The sequence below is a fragment of the Vibrio sp. 947 genome, assembly GCF_033339115.1.
GTDB lineage: Bacteria > Pseudomonadota > Gammaproteobacteria > Enterobacterales > Vibrionaceae > Vibrio > Vibrio alginolyticus.
This window is the reverse complement of record NZ_JAWOTX010000007.1, coordinates 187308-204389: the sequence shown is the minus strand read 5'-3', so window position 1 is coordinate 204389 and position 17082 is coordinate 187308. Positions and strand designations below refer to the sequence as shown.

The window sequence follows — 17082 nt, the reverse complement described above, 5'->3', positions numbered from 1 at the left end:
CAAATAAATTATAATAAACGGAATAACAAGAAATGAATAATAATTATCTAGAAATATTAATGCAAATGCATGAGAGTAATAGCTGGATCTTTTACGCTATAGTATTCATGTTTGGTTCTGCTATGGCTACATTCTTAAACGTATTGCTTTATAGGATGCCAGTCATTATGGAGCACGATATTGTTGAAAACGTGAAGTTCTATCTGAAGGAAAAGAAAATAGCGCACGATCCGATAGAGTGCGGTGCTGACAAGTATAATACCCTAATGGGAAGATCATACTGCACCACTTGTGGAACGATGATACCATTTTATTACAACATACCTGTTTTAGGCTGGTTGCTGTTGAGAGGTAAATCAGGTTGCTGTAAGCAACCAATCCCGATTCGCTACTTTTTGGTCGAGTTCTTATTTTCTGCCTTTGCTTGTGCTGCATTCGCGATGTTCGGGTTTTATCAGGCGCTAGGTATTGTATTCTTCTCATACTTAGCAATCGCTATTTCCGATATAGACATCAAAACTAAAATGATACCTGATGAGTACACTTACTTACTTTTGTGGTTAGGTGTTATTTTTAACTACAATGGTACTTACACCAGTTTAGAATCAAGCGTGTCAGGGGTGATTGTTGCTTACAGCTTTTTGTATGTGATTAATTACCTTTACTGCTGCATTCGAAATACTGATGGCATGGGTGGTGGTGATTTCAAGTTACTTGCAGCAATCATTGCATGGACTGGCTTATCAAGCACATTAAATGTAGTTGCTCTTTCCTGTTTGTTCGGCATTTTGACATTTGTGTTTAAAGGTCTCATTGCTAAAGGTTACAAACTGGAAAAAGAGGCTGAGATTCCTTTTGCTCCAGCCCTATTACTCGCAGGATTCACCTGTTTAGTTATATAAATCAAACCCCCTTACTTATAGGGGGTTTTTATTTAATTATTTATTGCAAAGATGGCAAAATAATTGATATTATTTGCCATTTTTTATTGACTCTTATCTTTCTTGTGGTATAAGTGATAGTATGTTATTGCGATGAGTAAAGATTATGAATGAGCATATATCTAAAACCAAGATACAAATAGGTCTCGGTTCTATATTTACAGTAATGCTCGCGTTTGTGGGTGTTATGTCTTACGTTTCAGGACTTGAAAAGTTTCAGACTGGCGATGCGACTTTTGCAAGCAATGTCGTGATTTTCCCCTGCATGTTAGCTTTTCTTCTTTCTGGCTTTATTGTTCTTGTAACTAAAAACATCAAAGCTCTTGAAAAGGTCTGTATGGAAAGCATAAGCCTGGAAGATGAATCCAAGTTATCAAATTTTTTGGACACAATTAGCTTAGCAAAAAGAGTACCTCTAATTACGGTGACAGCCATCCTTTTGCTTACTGGCATTGCAGTACCTACTGTTATGAGTCAAATGGCTCACAACAGCATGTACACAATCGCTCTGTTTATCCTAAGCACACTACTGTCAACCGCAGTTTCAATATCTGTAGTAAAGAGTGAAATCTCCTACTTGCTAAAAAAATAACATAATCTTACATATCGCAGCACAGGCACTTCTAGGAAGTGCCTTTTTTACGCTTACAATAAAATCAAACGTATGATAAGATTGAGGAATCAATCAACAATGAATCTTTTAATAAATGAAAATACAGGATATTCAGTCAATCTCACTTGCAATAAGCGAGTCAAACCCAAGTTCAATTGCCCATGAATCAGGTTATACCCCCATCCTGCAATCAAGATTGGTTCTAGATTCAGGCAGTGACCATGAATCCATTAAAGATCTCATAAAAAAAATATTCAAAGTCGATTTCATTGACAATGAAAACTTCAATATCAAGTTTCTGAACAATCAAAGAGAACCCGTTACCTATCCCGCTCCTGACATTGCAACCGCAGTTGCTAGCCAAGACAAGCAAAGACTTATCAAGTACTTCTTATTTAAACAATTCCAGATTACAGGTTTGGATGTTGAAATCCCGACTAAAAGTAACGTATCATTCACCTCAAAGATAAAAAGAAGAAAATAATGAAAAGAACAAAACGAGCAAACTGGTTTTTTCACAAGAACAGAAAAACAGGTTCAAAGTTTAAGATCAGATAGCGCGACATGTCCTTTCTTATTTAATTAAATTAAGGATTAAAAAATGAAAATAAAATTATTAATACTGTCTTTGGGTGCTTCCTTGTCAGTCAATTCCTATGCAAGTGATTTCTTTACTGTTAACACAGGCTCTCCTGAGGTAAAAGTAGCAGAATCTCACGCTGAGCCAGTTAAAGTCGAGTCAGAGACTCAATCAGAAGTGATTGACGTTCATAATGGGATAAATATTGAGCAACAATCTGATTTTATTAGGAATACTGTTGCAAAAAAACAAATGTCTCTATATAATTTCGCTACAAATAAAGAAGAAACTTTCATGTTTGAAGAGATTGATAACGATGTCGATTACGCTAGAAAGTTTATTCCGCCATCTGAAGATGTAATTGCTATGTTCGACTACTTTGTCGAAGAAGGCGCTTCTCCAGGTACGGCACTGCTTTTAACTTACAAAAAGCTTGATGAGGCAATCCAGTCACTTAATGACTCATCAGCAAACAAATAGGATGATATTGAATGAGAGCTGCTACAGTCGTTGAAAGAACAAAAGATGGAATGTTTACTTATGATATGCCTTCTCGACTACTTCAATCCAGAAGCGTATTTTTAACTGGTCAAGTTACTGATGATATGGCTGATGAAGTTTCGATGCAACTCTATTGGCTTGAACAGCAGAATGAAAACAAAGATATTTACATGTACATCAACAGCCCTGGTGGTAGCGTAACTGCTGGCATGGTCATTCACGACACCATGAATTCAGTTAAGCCTAACATCGTAACTATTTGTCACGGACAGGCTTGCTCAATGGGAGCCTTCCTTCTTGCTGCTGGTGCTAAAGGTAAACGCTTCGTTATGCCCAACTCAAGAGTTATGATTCATCAGCCGCTTGGCGGATTCCAAGGTCAGGCATCTGATATCCAGATCCATGCTCAAGAAATCCTTTCAATTAAGGATAATCTCAATCGTCATTTAGCGCACTATACAGGTCAGCCGCTAGATGTGATTGAACGAGATACAGACCGAGATAATTTCATGAGCGCAAGAGCTGCGATTGAATATGGTCTTGTTGATGCAATGAAAGGCGTGGATGTTTTAAATAGACAATAAAAAACATTTGTATAAAATAGAGGCTTAAAGCCTCTATTTTTTTATATTAAATTTGGAAAAACTATGAAATTAGAACAAAAGCAAGGCTTCAGAGTCTCTGAAGATGGAGCTTATTACATCAATATTGAGTCTGAAGATATCCTAGAAAGAATGAGAAAGAAAAACATCTCTTTATCCAAGAAAGCAAGAAACTTAGGAATTTGCATCAAAGCAGCACCTGTCATTGCTTTCTTTATTGCCTACCCTCTTGGGGCATTGATATCTAGCATTATCCAGAAGCCTGTAGAAGACGCTTTTTACATCGTTGCCCCTGTAATTGCCATAACGCTATATATTAGCCTCAAAAAGCTCTCAGGAGCGCAGCAGGATGTGATTGAAGCGATGGGTAAACAAGTAGATAGTGCCGTAGCGGAAACGCAAGAGATAGCCTATGGGGAAAGAAATGTGAAGGAGGATGTTGAAGATCAGGAAGCTGATTCAGATTCTGGTTTCGGAGAAGAAAATCAGAAGCACACGAGAAAGACAGATTAGACGATTGAATTTCCGCACCTTTTACGGTGCGGTATTATTTAGTTCGAGCAATGTTTCATGCACTACGTGGTCTGTCATTAAAGATTCAGCATACTTACTTAACCTATCATCTCCAATTTCATTTATTCGAACTGCTTCGCGTTTTAGCATTTTACTATTTGCTATCAATAAACGCTCCATATTATACGTTAAATACCCATCCTTACTAATGTAGAATTTTGCTAAATCCACAAGAGATAAAGTAATTCTTTCACCATTTGGCGTATTGAAAGCGCTGTTTTTCTCAATCTGCTGGCTAATGCTTTCATTTGTCATTAAGTATTGAATGAATTGTTTGATAAGCGCCTTATACTTTCTCAGCTCCATTGTACGTTCGTTCAATAAAGGGATAACGCTTGGATCTGTTGGTTTGTCTGTAAAAATAACTTCCTGAGTATTTTTAAATCCTTCGCAAGCTTTTATCTCACCTGTCGTTTCAATAGCTCTCGATTTCTCCATTAGAAGTCCATGCTTTAATTCAGTTGGAGTTGTATCAATTCTATATGGATACAAAGAGCAAACTTTTGGTCTTCTTGAATAGATACTGCACTGTTTAAATTCATTTAAATTTCGGCACGGAACAATTGCGGGATTAACAGAAATAAACTCTAAGAACACCGCGACTTTACGATCAGACTTCGTTTTTATTGATACAAAGAAATTGTCAGAAAGATATTTTTTCTGTTGCTTGTAACTTCTATCGGGAAACTCAGGACTTACAAGGTTTCGTATGTCGTATGCTGATAGTGATAGATTTACAGCAAAATCATCATAATGTTTGAAGAAATATTCTTCTGGCGTTAAGGAGATGCCACCGTAGCAGCAAGCTCCACAACCATTACAGCTAAAATTAATCAACTTTCAAATCCTCTAAAGCTTTAATTATCGAATCGACCCGATCTCTGGATACACCAGAAATTGTTATCTTGCTATCGTCTATATACAACACTTCATTGTGAGATACTTCTGTAAAGTGCATAACATCATACACGGCTACCTCATGGCTTATACCCTTCAGCTTTTTGTGTCCCTTATAAATCGCTTCGACTTTATTGTTAACCAAGTTGAATGTCTCTTGAGCTATGTATACAGACCCTGGCTCAGCCAATGATTCGATTCTTGCCGCAATGTTAACGACCCTTCCGATAACCGTATATGCAAGACGCTGGCTAGAACCAATGTTACCGACATGACAATACCCGCTGTTAATGCCAACACGAATTTGAATGTTTCTTTTTATGCCGTGAGTTAGCCACTTGTCATTTAGTTCGTCCATAGACTTCTGCATTGCAATGCTCATTTGAATGCAATTATAGGCATCCTTATAAGCACCTTTTGTGACAGGATCACCGAAGAACACCATCATGCCATCACCAATATACTTATCTACCGTCCCGCCATGTCTTAACGCTATTTCGGTCATTTTTGAAAAGAAATCATTCAGAATTATAGCTAAAAGCTCAGGCTCTAAAGTTTCAGATAATGATGAAAACCCAACTATGTCAATAAAACATACAGATATTTTCTTTCGTTGCAGATTTGTGCTTATATCATCACCTTTTTCATACATCCTTACTATCTGCGGAGACAAGTAATTAGAAAGTATCTTTGAAAGCTGCTTTTGTTTTTTTCCTTTTTTCAACAAATCTTCACGTATCGCTATCAATTTGTTTGTTCTATCGTGCTTCTGTAGTGAAACGATGACAATGAATATCATTGAATAGAATCCACCAGCCCACTGCATTAGCGTAGATGTTTTGTCCATTTCTGGTAGTAAGTTGTATCCTTGAGCGGCTAAAGCCACAAATAACGACCATGTCATATAGTAGAACCAGTATTTAAGCCCTCCTGCTGATATGTATATATAGCTTTGAATAATTAAAAGCATAAATACTAAAAGCGGATCGCTTTTCAAGTGGCTAAAGGTTAAGCCACATAAAACTGAGTCTACGAACAATAATAGCCTATGAAATTTATCACCAATCTTTGGTGTAAGCATGTAATCGAGAAAATACGATACGACCAGGTAGAAAAAAATTGACATAGCGAGTATGTCAATTTTAGGGCTGAACTTATTACCAAGATTTGATTCATACTCAATATAGTAAGAACCAAATATGATTGTTAAGTAAATAAATCCAAGAACCCTTACCAACCCAGTTTCATGTCTTGAAAATGTGTTGTTAGTTTTCATATCTCATGTTTTATAGCATGAATAAAAATGGGGCGCATAGTGCGCTTGATACGCCATTACCAACTGGCGCTCCGAATTTGTTCTTTTTACAGAATTTCTTTACGGCTGTCTTACAAGGGCTTGAACCATCAGGACACTGCTGCTTAACGACATCTTGTGGTGACATTGCCATTAAAAACACGCCAGAACAAGTCATAAAAACACCAAGAATGTTTTCATTGTCTTTATATTGCTGAGCTGATTGTTGAGCGCTTTCATCAGATTGAAGGTCATGCTTTTTATAGCAAATGTCACTAGCAAATGATGAGGTGGAGATTGTTAACATCAAAAAGAGAATTAACTTTTTCATTTTATTTAATCCATTCATTTTTTGTTAATTCTACCACCCCATTATAAGCATATCAATTTATATGCTTTTAATTCACAGCTTTGGCGTCTTCTTCAGATTTGCTATTCTCAATCTGCTCTTGCATTTCTATCTGTCTCATGTGTTCAATAACACGCTTTTGATGATTGATAGAGCCGTAAATTGAGCTGAACATGGTTGTTGTGAAATCCATTTGAATTGATTCAATCATTTGTTTGAAGAATTCAATAGCGCCAAGTCCAAATTCCTGAAGAGGGTTTTTCTGAGCGTAACCCCTTAAGTGGATCCCTTCCCTTAGATCATCTAAAAGCTCAATTTGTTCGAACCAGTATGAGTCTAAAGTTTTAACCATCACCGTTTTGTAAAGCATGATATCAGCACGAGCATTATGAAGCATATTCAGCTCGTTAAGCGTTTCTTCAAACCTTGCATACACGAGTTGAAGCAACTCTTCTTTGATGCTCTCAATGCCATAACCTTTGTCAATGAGATCACTAACTATCGGTTTGACATCCCACTCAACTTGCAAGAACGTATCAAGTGAATCCACATCCCAAGTGTAATCGTTGTTACTTGGAAGGTACTTGTCTACAAGAGCATATACTGCGCTAGCAACGATGCCTTTAACGCGTTCAACACATTCGTCAGGGTTAAAGTCATCTTTTGTTGCAATCTCCAGCCACTCTTGACGCATTGCAAACATCTGTAAGCGTTGTTTATTGATGATATCATCGTACTTGAGCAGTTCTGCTCGCATGTTCGAGCCTAATCCCTCGCATTTAGCCTGAGCTTTCACTATTGCTCTATCTAGTAATGGATGCGAAAGTTCATCATCATCACCGAAACCAGCCGCTCTCATCCAGTTTCTTGTGCTTTCACCGCCAAAGTTTAGCATTAACTTATCATCTAGCGACACATAGAATTGAGAGCTGCCAGGGTCGCCTTGTCGTCCTGAACGCCCCCTCAACTGAAGGTCAACTCGACGACTTTCATTACGACTAGTACCTACAACATGAAGACCACCAATGCTCTTAATATATTCAGACTCGTCTTTGAATCTTGCTTTAACTTGTTTGATTTCTTCTTCATCTACAATGTTATTGGCTTCAATATAAGCCTCACAGTTACCACCAAGCAAAATGTCTGTACCTCGACCAGCCATGTTAGTACTTACCGTGATTGCATTTCTCTCACCTGCCTGTGCGATGATGCTAGCTTCTTTTTCATGGTTTTTTGCATTTAAAACATTGAATTTAAGACCAGCTTTTTCGAATATATTTGAAATCAAGATACTTTCTTGAACAGAATCTGTACCCACAAGAATTGGTCTGCCAGTCTTATGGATCTCAATAACATCTTCTAAAATCGCCTTGTACTTTGTTTCCTTAACCATGAAGATTTTATCTTGCTTGTCTTGACGCTGAACAGGCTTGTTAGAAGGAACCACCACTACATCCATGCCGTATACTTCTTTGAACTCATGCGCTTCAGTATCACCCGTACCAGTCATACCCGCAATTGATTCATATTGTCTGAAGAAGTTTTGTAGGGATGTGCTTGCAATCGTTTTGTTATCAGGATTGATCTCAACACCCTCTTTAGCCTCAATAGCTTGATGTAGACCTTCAGACCACCTACGCCCTTCTTCAACACGACCTGTGGAAGAATTGATGATTTTGATTTTTCCGTCTGACACAAGATAGTCTACGTTATTTTCATACAAATGTTTTGCACGAATTGCAGTTTCCATTGACTTAACCATGTATGTTTTGTCAGGTTCATACAGGCGACCAACGGTATCAATTACACCGTGCTCAAGAAGTAACTGCTCAAATTTCTCGTAACCTTTTTCAGTTAATTGAGCTGATTTCGTTTTAGGGATAAGAGCGGCATCAGCATCGACTTCTTCAACCTGTTTGCTACCAGTCGTTTCTTCTTGAATCTTTGTTGTGAAGTGCTCTGCAAGTTCCCTCATTAGAGCAACCTCTTGAGAGTCAACATCGCTAGCTCCACTGATAATTAGTGGCGTTCTAGCCTCATCAATTAAGATTGAGTCCACTTCATCGATTAGAGCAAAATAACACTCTGGTTGAACTTGCTGGGAAACATCTGGGGCGATGTTTTTTCTCAGGTAGTCAAATGCGAATTCTGAGTTTGTACCATATACAATATTACAAGCATAAATTGGTCGTCTCTCTTCATTACCTAACTTGTTGTTTAGAGAAGCCACGGAAAGTCCAAGGCACTCATATAACGGTCTCATGATCTCAGCATCACGGCTTGCCAGATAGTCATTAACAGTAACAACATGAACCTGATGACCAGTAAACGCTCTCAATACTACAGGCAAGGTTGCTACCAATGTTTTACCTTCACCCGTCTTCATTTCCGCGACGTTACCATCGTTAAGGATAAGTCCACCGATAAGCTGGACATCGTAATGCTTCATACCTAACTTGTTCTCACCTGCCACCTGGCATAGTGCAAATGTACGCGTTGCTATGGCATCGATACTTCCATCTTTCTTGAACTCGGCTCTTAATTCATTTGCCTTGCTTAGAAGCTGTTCATCAGTGAAATCTTTGAATTCTTCATAATGCTTAGCAATTTCAGGTGATTTTTTATTGTATTTTTTTAGTATTCGATCATTTTGCGTCCCGAAAACCTTTTTTAAGACTTTCACGGCAGCATTATCTTTACGTGAGTTAGACATCATTAACCTTTATTCAATTTTTTATTTGTTATTTAAATTGTCAGTTGATAATACCAAATCTTGAAGTTTACGCAAGGCAAAAGAAAAGCATAAAAAAATCAGAGGGCAATATTTAAAAGCCCTCTGATTAAATGATGATCGTTATAGGTTGAGAAATACCCAAAATTTACTGTAAGTGATTGAGTATATGATCAAACCATATAAGCAATGAACCAAATATGAAAGATAAGGTTTATACAATCTTGTAAAGAGGTTTACCTGTATGGTCAATAGTATAGATATTTCCAAGCGGTCTACTAAAAGCGTGGATGGCGCTCAAGACTTTATTCCCTTTAGAACCAGCCTTTCTTAACAGACTCAATCTCAGGGCTACATTGCAAAAAACAAAACCCTTTTCTCTCTCGATATTTACATCAGGAACTTCACGAAGGTTCTTTTCCACATACGTTTTCAGTATTTTTGATTCACCCATAGGTGAATTATTAATGTCTTTAGAATATCTGTCATTACCATTTCTCGCACAGTTTATACGCTGAGTAGGGATAACTTCTAACACACAAGTATTGTTTCTTTGACAATGGTTTAGTAACTGTCTACCACCGTACTTAAGAAACTCATCAACCTTTTCGAATGGATCTGCCAAAGAACCATCACCTTTTCGATAATCGTAACTGTGGTTGCATGTGTAGCAAAATCTTCTCAAGACTTCATTGCCACTTCTTACGCGAATCATTGCTCCACCATACATGCCTTCAGAAGTATATCTGGTGATCAATTGAGCGAGAAGATTTCTAAAGTTTTGTATGTTGTAATCTGTTACCTGCATCAATTCTTGATGCTTGATGATAACTGCAACGAAGAATTTTTTTCTTTCACCCATGATGCGAGAATAGAGCATTCTCTTTTCCTCAATTACATCAAGAGGGTTTCTCATGCCCTGAGCTACCTGTTCATTTAGCTGTCTGAATTTTGGCATTATTTCAAGCATCAAGCCTGTTGGCTTTGGACTCATAGTAACTTCTAAATACCCTTTCCCGATTTCAGAAAGTTTTCCTTCATCACCGATCTGTATAACACTTGCCCATTTACCAATGATAGTAGGCTTACCAATTTGCGCGATTGAAGTTTCATCGACTGATGCTTGTTCAATTAAAAGAATGCCAGTTGGTGTATCCTTAGAATTATTAGGATCTGCTAGACAAGGATTGTGAGCATTACGATGTGTCTCAGAAAATGAATCAATTGTAGGAATGGTTGTACCACTAGTGGTGTCTTGCGCCCTTTTAATCAAAGTTTCTTCTGGAACAATGTATACTCGAACCTCTTTACCACCCTCTGTTACACCGTCAGCATATGACTTAAGAAAGTCGTGATTATCCAGAACATATTCCCTTGGATAAAACACTACACCTCCGTGTAGGGGCTTTAGTTTTTCACTTATGCTTTTGTCATTCATAATCTATTTATTTCATTAATAAAAATTAGTTGTTTTCGATTTGGAACTTGTATTTTATATTTATTTGCGTATAATCACAACAATACTAAACGAAATGGTAACAGATTTTTATTGAAAGGAATAGTAAATGAGTAAAACAAACAGAGCAAAGTTTGTGATGTGTCCTGTACATGGAGCAATTGAAATCAGTAGTTGTGAATCTGCTGCGATTGACCATTACTTAATGCAAAAGAACAGACACATTCTACAAAACGATGTCCTTCAATATGTCTTCCCTGGCGCAACCCATAACCGATTTTCTCATTCAATTGGTGCTATGCATATTGCAGGTCGTGTAATCAGTAAGATTATTTCTGTCAAGACAAGCGAGTACCTTAAAGAGCGGTTCGCTGACAATGTATCTTCTGTTAGCGAAAAGCATCAGTTAGCATCAGATTACCTTATTAATGTAATTAGATTGGCTGCGTTGTTTCATGACACAGGACATGCAGCATTTTCGCACCAGATTGAAAAAACGAACTGTCTTCATTATATCTTCGAGAATGAATCGACTTTCCTAAAACTATGGAAAGGTATCGACTTCGAACAGTTCTATGAAGAAGTTCCTTCAACTATTGAACATGAACACTACAGTGTAAGAGCTGCATACGAGATTATGACTGATATTGATGCTGAAAGGCTTGGTATCCGCATCAAAGATGTACTCAGCGTACTAGAGACTACAAAAAACGAACCATCAGAAACTCTAATCAGTCACTCTGATGCTTTATGGGAGATCTTCTCAGCGAAGTCATTCAATCCAGGAAAAGGTTCTGAGTTGTCCTCTAAAGAGAAAGCAACGAAAATCCTTAGTCTATTGCAAACAATTTTATCAAGTGAGCTTGATATTGATAAGATGGATTATCTAAATCGAGATAGCTTTTATTGTGGTGTCGCGCATGGCACAGTAGATCTTGGAATTATCATCCAAAATATCAGTGCTCATTATGATGAAGAATCTGGCTGGTTTGGAATGACAGTTAACTCAAAAGCTCTAGGTATCCTACAGAACTTTGTTTATTCCAGATACTCGATGTTTGAACATGTCTACAACCACAAAACTTCCAACGGTTTTGAGTTGCTATTGAACTTGGCTATTGAAGAAGTAATGTCCGATGAGGAAACCAGAAAAGAAATTGAAGGCTGCTTCACCTGTATCGAAAGCTTTGCGGATTTAACAGATGATTACCTATGGCAGAAAATCAAAACTCATAGCAAGAAATTTGTGGGTTCTTACTGTCGAAAACTAATCAGAAGACAGCGATTGAAGTATCTTGGTCATTTCGACTATAAAGATTCTTTCGACATTAAAGCTAAGATTAGTGAGCTTGAATCAAAAACTGGTTCATACGTAAACTACAGAATTATTAGTACAAAATTCTCAAGCATTGACAAAGAATACGATCAGATCAAGGTTTCAAGCAAGTGTCCAATTGACAACTCTGTGTCTCTTGTAAATATTGGAGAAGCTTCAAGTTTCTTTGGCAAGCATACAAATAAAAAAGAAATCTTCTTCCATGAAACTTAATTAGAAGGCGACTAAGTCGCCTTCATTAATCAATTCTAAAACTTTTGACTCTTCATGCCTTTAGCATTATATTTGAGTCAATAAACAAAAAATATTTAAATAATTAAAATAACGAGGCTTCACAATGCAGTTAAAATGGATAATTGCGATTATCGTTACGGCAATAATCGTAGGCGTGACAGGCAACACATTCATGGATTACAAAGGAAAAACGGATCAAATCGGTGCTTTTCTTAATAGTTACGGTAATAGTTTTGCAGTAACCTATGATGATGTAAAAATGACATCCCTTGGATCTGATGTATTTACCATCAAGAATATATCTATCACTTCAAAGAATCTTAGCGTTCAATCTAGCAATGCGACGATTAACTTTAATGATATCCAACAAGGAAAATTCAGCATTCAAAACGCAAAATTTAAGTATTTTGATTACACTGGTAATGCTGAAAACATTTATGTTCACAATCTTAATTTAGGTAATAAAGACAAAGATATCTCCATTTCTCTGAATCGCGTTGCTATCAATGGTAAAGGAAATTTAATTGATAATGCAGATATGAACATTCAAGTTAAACAAGCATATGATAAGTTTCAGTTAGATAGTGGATTGACGACCTTTGATGGCGATCAGTTGACGGTTTCTTTGAAGTCTACATTAGACAAGGCAAGCGTTGACAACAATCAAATCTATGAGGGGCTTAAAAAGGGTGTCGTTAATGAAGTGAATCTTGACGTTAAAAACGTAACAGCCTTTAATAAGCTAATTAAAGAATACCCTTCTATCAAATCTGATTTGAATGCTTACGCTGTAAAATTTGTTCAACACCACTACCCTAAAGCCAAGAGAGCAGGTATGGATATGATGGACTTCTTGAAGGATCAAAAGACACTTAGTATATCCATTAAACCTACTGCTGATTTAACGCCATATGATTTCTTACAACTTAAAGCACTTGATAGCCTTACATTGTTTGATGCATTAAACCTAGAAATCAAAAAATAACAAAGCATTTTAAAAAAAGCCATCAACCTGATGGCTTTATTTAGTTATAGAGAAATGAAATGATAATAAATAACCAAGAAATTGAACAAGATATATCTTTATTTATTGAAAACAGAGAAAATATCAAACAACAATACATTAGCTTATCGGTCTTTGGTTCTCTCAATCTTTTTAAAACTATTGAGCAATGTGTTACAACTCTTAATCAAAACTATACTATCCAAGATACAGTTTCCCTCTCAACTCTAAATGATGACCTTGTAAGCATTATTAATGGATTGTTATCTGCATATAAATGCTTCAACAATACTTTTGATGAGATATATTCGTTTGGTCACTTCAAGAAACATCTATCAAAGTCAAATATGCATTTCATAATGGAAACCGAATCTCACCCAGCTATAGATAATCTCAATAGAAAAAGAGATAGGCTCGACTCCTTTCCATTTTATGATCTGAAAGAAGATGATTGCATTTTATTACAGAAAGAAGATTCATTGATTGTGCTTAACTCCTGTGGAGTTTCATTCATATATCAGGAAAATGATCTCGCAATAACTATTTCTCAGAATGTAATTACTATTTTCTCAGGTGATAAAAGAGCTACATTTTGTAGTACTACCATAAAGAAGGAATCCTGTGAAATAACAGGAATTGCAGCGCATACTTGCTCAAAAACTGATAGTGACTTGGCAATAGTAATTTATCTTTCCAAAAACTATCAGATTGGATTATTTAATAAAGTTGTGGATATAGATGGATTCCAGGCATCTTTAATTTGTGTAGACAAAGATAAATTATATGGTGGGTTATCAAAGTCTGACAGTATGATTAATATCATTAAATATGGAGATCCTATCTTGTTTGCATTGTTAATGCATAAAGAAATTGATCTACAAGAGTTCGAATTTAGTGAACTGCCCTACTCTAAAATTGTCAATATAGGTTAACAAAAGGTATCTAAGCCAAGACATTTCGCTTTCGTCTTATAGTTGCCTAGAATGGTGCTCAGAAAGCCTCTATAATATTGGATATGCGTTCAGTGTGATGGAGGTTTACATAAAACAAAATACAATGCACTCTATTAACTTACTTCCAGCAGTTATTGTCAGCAATGTAATTAATGTACCTATTGATATACTCAATTGCCGTACTTGTTTTTCTCTTTGTGCAAGGTTCATAATAATTTCTGGATTCATAGCCATTTTTAGTATGAAGGAATACTTGAATGGTGTATGACTTAACCTCAAAGTTTGCATCTAAGTTGTCTCGAACCTCAATGTATGATTCTTTGTTTGAATCAGGTTTAATAATCACCTCTCTTGGTGATACTAGCTCCGTAGTTATTGAGGTATTTAATTCAGTAATCTTATTAACTAAATCATTAAGAGACATTGTTTAATTCCTTTTATTTAGCACACAAAGCGAAATAGCTTGAGGTTAAGCCTCTTTTTTCAATTTAGATATCCTATGCTGCAATTTTGTTTCGCACTTCCATTACATGCATAGATGTCCCTAGTTTTACATCAGTTTTAGCAAGAGTTACACCGTAATTTCTCGAAATCTGATCGAAGTTATCCACGACACTTTTAAGCTTTTTATCATGAATTTCTTCACTAAGCATCTTCTGAATGTTGTATAGTCCGTTGTATTGTTTTAGGACTTCAATAACTTCTGACTTTGATATTTCAGGGGTTCCAGGAACACCAAGCGAACTGAGTCCATGAATGGAATAGTATTCACCAAGCATTGCTTTTGGTAACGCAATTCTCGACTTAAGCCACTCTTGAGTCTTCGTGGATGTCAAAGCGGCATCTTTAATCTCGACACTTTCGCTTATTAGTGAGAAGCACAATGGGCAATTGGTTATCAGCGTAACCTTGCATTTGCCAGTGCCAATTTTATTGCAGATAATGCTACTGATATCAAACATCTCAAGTTTAGAGACTTGTACAGATGCGTATCCACATTGCTTTAAATAAGCTCTGTGCTTACCCAATAGTGCCAAATCCGAAAAGCTAAAGTCGTGCTTTTTAATGCTATAGGTGTCAACTAATTCCTTTCTCCAGCTATTTACCATGTCTGAAAAAACGAATAGCGCATGTGTAGCACCAATTGAGCTGACGATTTTATCCGCAACATCAGCCATAGCAGTATGACTAACCTGCGCTTGCTCTTGTTTCAACATTTGAAACAAATATTGTCCATCAAAAATCACCAAATGCATAACGTAAACCTTTCTTTTTTAATTGTCTTAATAATACCAAAATTATTGCAAATGACAAGTAATAATGCTATTTTTTATCAAAAGTTTAAGGAGTAACTAATGTGATAACTCAAATCTCTATTGGCGATTTTGTAATTTGTCAAAATGCCAACATTATGCTTGATAAAGGCTTTACCGCGCTTACTGGTGAAACTGGCGCTGGTAAGTCAATCATTCTTGACGCTTTGGCGCTCGCCCTTGGTGAAAGAGCAAACTATAACAAAATCATGAGTGGTAAAGATCAAGCCACTATCACGGTAGCCTTCGATGTAGTTAACTACCCTAAGGTTATCTCATGGCTTGAATTTAACGGCTTTTCTCATGACGGAAACATTATCATTAAGCGAATTTTAAAATCGAATAAAAAAAGCCGCTCATTAATTAATGGCGAACCAATATCTACTACTCAACTCAAAGAGCTAGGTAATCAATTGGTTTCAATTTATGCTCAACATTCCCATCACCAACTCACTAAAAAAGAAAGTGGTCTGAGCGTTTTGGATTCGTGCCTGGCTGAAAGCTCCGCCCTTGCAGCTACGAAAAGCAGTTATAAGGAATACATGCTTACCATAAAGAACCTGCAAGAAGCTAAAGACAGACTGGAAGCTATGAAGGTTCAGCAAGAACTAAACCGCTTTTATCTGAATGAGCTAGAAGAACTAAATCCCGATGATGATGAGTATGACAGCTTAAAAGAATCCTTTACTAAGCATAGTAATAAAGAAAAGATCTTATCTGATATAAGTTCAGCAGCTTCTGTCTTAGAAAATGAGGATTTCTCAGTTGCGTCAGCAATTACTGAAGCGCAGAAAAAGTTGAATCACCTACTTGGTACAGATCAGGTGATTGATGATGTCTATGGAATGCTTGAAGAAGCTTCAATTAACGTTCAAGAGTCAGTATCAAATCTTTCAGCCTTATCGAATAACTATGAAATGGATGATTTTGATATCAATGAAGCTGGTTCTCGTATCGCCAAGTTTGAAAGCATCGCGAAAAAGCATGATGTTAACCCTAATGATCTTTTAAGCGTTAAAACCAGGCTAGAAAGAGATGTGAATGGGTTTGATGAAGTAGAGCAAGAAATCATCGAGCTTAAGGAGAAATCAGAGCAAAAATTTGAAGCGTTTAAAGAGCATGGATTAGTACTCCATTCTGAGCGCCTGAAAGCGGCAGAGTTGATTGAAGCTAAAATGCAGGAGATGATGCCAGGCTTAGGGCTTGAAACTGCTCAAATTTCATTTGAGCTAAAAATGACAGACGCAGCTAAAAGTACAGGTTTAACTTCTTGTGAAATTTTGTTCAGCGCGAATAAAGGGACTGAGAAGCAACCACTTTCGCAAGCCATTTCTGGTGGTGAGCTTTCAAGGGTTTCACTATGCTTGCAAGTTGCAATTTCTGAAAGAAGTTCGCTACCTACTTTGATTTTCGATGAAGTTGATGTCGGTATTGGTGGTAAATCAGCGGATTCTGTGGGCGCTATGCTTAAGCAGTTAGGCGTTAACGCACAAGTGATTTCAATTACACACCAACCTTCTGTTGCTTCTTATTCTGATCACCATCTTGTAGTCTCTAAAGACAATACGCAAGATACTGTATCAAATAAGATTGTTATGTTATCTGATGAAGAAAAAATCAAAGAGATTGCGCGTATGTTAAACGGAGATGAAAATTCACAGGAGTCCATAGGATTGGCTAAGAGCATGATTAGTCGCAGTTAATTT

General features: G+C 36.8%; 17 protein-coding genes. 10 read left to right on the top strand and 7 right to left on the bottom strand.

Annotated elements, in window-relative coordinates; genetic code table 11:
• Nucleotides 1–32: 32 nt before the first annotated feature.
• The 6 genes from R7Q39_RS11515 (at nt 33) to R7Q39_RS11490 (ending at nt 3750) form a co-directional block, all read left to right on the top strand.
• The gene (locus R7Q39_RS11515) at nt 33–902 is read left to right on the top strand and encodes a prepilin peptidase (RefSeq protein WP_273981652.1); all 870 of its coding nucleotides are present in this window, start codon (nt 33–35) and stop codon (nt 900–902) included.
• A gap of 145 nt (nt 903–1047) precedes the next feature.
• Nucleotides 1048–1533: a hypothetical protein gene (locus tag R7Q39_RS11510; protein ID WP_318076283.1), complete on the top strand. Its 486-nt coding sequence runs from the start codon at nt 1048–1050 to the stop codon at nt 1531–1533.
• Nucleotides 1534–1648: 115 nt separating this feature from the next.
• Nucleotides 1649–2038 carry a hypothetical protein gene (locus tag R7Q39_RS11505; protein WP_053318352.1) on the top strand — a complete coding sequence of 130 codons (390 nt, stop codon included), beginning with the start codon at nt 1649–1651 and terminating at the stop codon, nt 2036–2038.
• A gap of 117 nt (nt 2039–2155) precedes the next feature.
• The gene (locus R7Q39_RS11500; RefSeq protein ID WP_318076282.1) at nt 2156–2614 is read left to right on the top strand and encodes a hypothetical protein; all 459 of its coding nucleotides are present in this window, start codon (nt 2156–2158) and stop codon (nt 2612–2614) included.
• A gap of 11 nt (nt 2615–2625) precedes the next feature.
• Nucleotides 2626–3219, top strand: a complete 594-nt coding sequence (locus R7Q39_RS11495; RefSeq protein ID WP_411977343.1) for an ATP-dependent Clp protease proteolytic subunit — start codon at nt 2626–2628, stop codon at nt 3217–3219.
• Between the two features lie 63 nt (nt 3220–3282).
• The gene (locus tag R7Q39_RS11490) at nt 3283–3750 is read left to right on the top strand and encodes a hypothetical protein (protein WP_318076281.1); all 468 of its coding nucleotides are present in this window, start codon (nt 3283–3285) and stop codon (nt 3748–3750) included.
• A 21-nt stretch (nt 3751–3771) separates the two neighbouring features.
• Here R7Q39_RS11490 and R7Q39_RS11485 read toward each other — a convergent pair whose 3' ends face one another.
• The 5 genes from R7Q39_RS11485 to R7Q39_RS11465 form a co-directional block, all read right to left on the bottom strand.
• Nucleotides 3772–4647, bottom strand: coding sequence for a YkgJ family cysteine cluster protein (locus R7Q39_RS11485; RefSeq protein ID WP_318076280.1), 876 nt, complete (start codon nt 4645–4647; stop codon nt 3772–3774).
• The gene (locus tag R7Q39_RS11480; protein ID WP_053318348.1) at nt 4640–5983 is read right to left on the bottom strand and encodes an adenylate/guanylate cyclase domain-containing protein; all 1344 of its coding nucleotides are present in this window, start codon (nt 5981–5983) and stop codon (nt 4640–4642) included. The genes R7Q39_RS11485 and R7Q39_RS11480 overlap by 8 nt, the downstream gene beginning before the upstream one ends.
• A 10-nt stretch (nt 5984–5993) precedes the next feature.
• The gene (locus R7Q39_RS11475) at nt 5994–6332 is read right to left on the bottom strand and encodes a hypothetical protein (RefSeq protein WP_038129952.1); all 339 of its coding nucleotides are present in this window, start codon (nt 6330–6332) and stop codon (nt 5994–5996) included.
• A gap of 67 nt (nt 6333–6399) precedes the next feature.
• Nucleotides 6400–9066, bottom strand: a complete 2667-nt coding sequence (secA, locus tag R7Q39_RS11470) for a preprotein translocase subunit SecA (protein ID WP_318076279.1) — start codon at nt 9064–9066, stop codon at nt 6400–6402.
• 229 nt (nt 9067–9295) lie between these two features.
• The gene (locus tag R7Q39_RS11465) at nt 9296–10519 is read right to left on the bottom strand and encodes a hypothetical protein (RefSeq protein ID WP_318076278.1); all 1224 of its coding nucleotides are present in this window, start codon (nt 10517–10519) and stop codon (nt 9296–9298) included.
• Nucleotides 10520–10646: 127 nt separating this feature from the next.
• Between R7Q39_RS11465 and R7Q39_RS11460 the strand changes: the two genes are divergently transcribed.
• The 3 genes from R7Q39_RS11460 (at nt 10647) to R7Q39_RS11450 (ending at nt 14042) form a co-directional block, all read left to right on the top strand.
• The gene (locus R7Q39_RS11460; RefSeq protein ID WP_318076277.1) at nt 10647–12086 is read left to right on the top strand and encodes an HD domain-containing protein; all 1440 of its coding nucleotides are present in this window, start codon (nt 10647–10649) and stop codon (nt 12084–12086) included.
• A 124-nt stretch (nt 12087–12210) separates the two neighbouring features.
• Complete coding sequence (locus R7Q39_RS11455; RefSeq protein WP_318076276.1) at nt 12211–13092, top strand: hypothetical protein; 882 nt, start codon at nt 12211–12213, stop codon at nt 13090–13092.
• 59 nt (nt 13093–13151) lie between these two features.
• Nucleotides 13152–14042 (top strand): hypothetical protein, encoded by an 891-nt coding sequence (locus R7Q39_RS11450; RefSeq protein WP_318076275.1) that lies wholly within the window; start codon nt 13152–13154, stop codon nt 14040–14042.
• Between the two features lie 139 nt (nt 14043–14181).
• On the opposite strand, the gene R7Q39_RS11445 is transcribed toward R7Q39_RS11450, so the two are convergent.
• The gene (locus R7Q39_RS11445) at nt 14182–14487 is read right to left on the bottom strand and encodes a hypothetical protein (protein WP_318076274.1); all 306 of its coding nucleotides are present in this window, start codon (nt 14485–14487) and stop codon (nt 14182–14184) included.
• Nucleotides 14488–14560: 73 nt separating this feature from the next.
• Nucleotides 14561–15319: a hypothetical protein gene (locus R7Q39_RS11440; protein WP_318076273.1), complete on the bottom strand. Its 759-nt coding sequence runs from the start codon at nt 15317–15319 to the stop codon at nt 14561–14563.
• Nucleotides 15320–15420: 101 nt separating this feature from the next.
• On the opposite strand from R7Q39_RS11440, the gene recN reads away from it, so the two are divergent.
• Complete coding sequence (gene recN / locus R7Q39_RS11435; RefSeq protein ID WP_318076272.1) at nt 15421–17079, top strand: DNA repair protein RecN; 1659 nt, start codon at nt 15421–15423, stop codon at nt 17077–17079.
• Nucleotides 17080–17082 lie beyond the last annotated feature (3 nt).

What these genes read in the sequence shown, in the direction of transcription:
- R7Q39_RS11515 (WP_273981652.1), top strand. Translation starts at nt 33, where the DNA reads ATGAATAATAATTATCTAGAAATATTAATGCAAATGCATGAGAGTAAT.
- R7Q39_RS11510 (WP_318076283.1), top strand. Translation starts at nt 1,048, where the DNA reads ATGAATGAGCATATATCTAAAACCAAGATACAAATAGGTCTCGGTTCT.
- R7Q39_RS11505 (WP_053318352.1), top strand. Translation starts at nt 1,649, where the DNA reads ATGAAAATACAGGATATTCAGTCAATCTCACTTGCAATAAGCGAGTCA.
- R7Q39_RS11500 (WP_318076282.1), top strand. Translation starts at nt 2,156, where the DNA reads ATGAAAATAAAATTATTAATACTGTCTTTGGGTGCTTCCTTGTCAGTC.
- R7Q39_RS11495 (WP_411977343.1), top strand. Translation starts at nt 2,626, where the DNA reads ATGAGAGCTGCTACAGTCGTTGAAAGAACAAAAGATGGAATGTTTACT.
- R7Q39_RS11490 (WP_318076281.1), top strand. Translation starts at nt 3,283, where the DNA reads ATGAAATTAGAACAAAAGCAAGGCTTCAGAGTCTCTGAAGATGGAGCT.
- R7Q39_RS11480 (WP_053318348.1), bottom strand. Translation starts at nt 5,983, where the DNA reads ATGAAAACTAACAACACATTTTCAAGACATGAAACTGGGTTGGTAAGG.
- R7Q39_RS11475 (WP_038129952.1), bottom strand. Translation starts at nt 6,332, where the DNA reads ATGAAAAAGTTAATTCTCTTTTTGATGTTAACAATCTCCACCTCATCA.
- secA (WP_318076279.1), bottom strand. Translation starts at nt 9,066, where the DNA reads ATGATGTCTAACTCACGTAAAGATAATGCTGCCGTGAAAGTCTTAAAA.
- R7Q39_RS11465 (WP_318076278.1), bottom strand. Translation starts at nt 10,519, where the DNA reads ATGAATGACAAAAGCATAAGTGAAAAACTAAAGCCCCTACACGGAGGT.
- R7Q39_RS11460 (WP_318076277.1), top strand. Translation starts at nt 10,647, where the DNA reads ATGAGTAAAACAAACAGAGCAAAGTTTGTGATGTGTCCTGTACATGGA.
- R7Q39_RS11455 (WP_318076276.1), top strand. Translation starts at nt 12,211, where the DNA reads ATGCAGTTAAAATGGATAATTGCGATTATCGTTACGGCAATAATCGTA.
- R7Q39_RS11450 (WP_318076275.1), top strand. Translation starts at nt 13,152, where the DNA reads ATGATAATAAATAACCAAGAAATTGAACAAGATATATCTTTATTTATT.
- R7Q39_RS11445 (WP_318076274.1), bottom strand. Translation starts at nt 14,487, where the DNA reads ATGTCTCTTAATGATTTAGTTAATAAGATTACTGAATTAAATACCTCA.
- R7Q39_RS11440 (WP_318076273.1), bottom strand. Translation starts at nt 15,319, where the DNA reads ATGCATTTGGTGATTTTTGATGGACAATATTTGTTTCAAATGTTGAAA.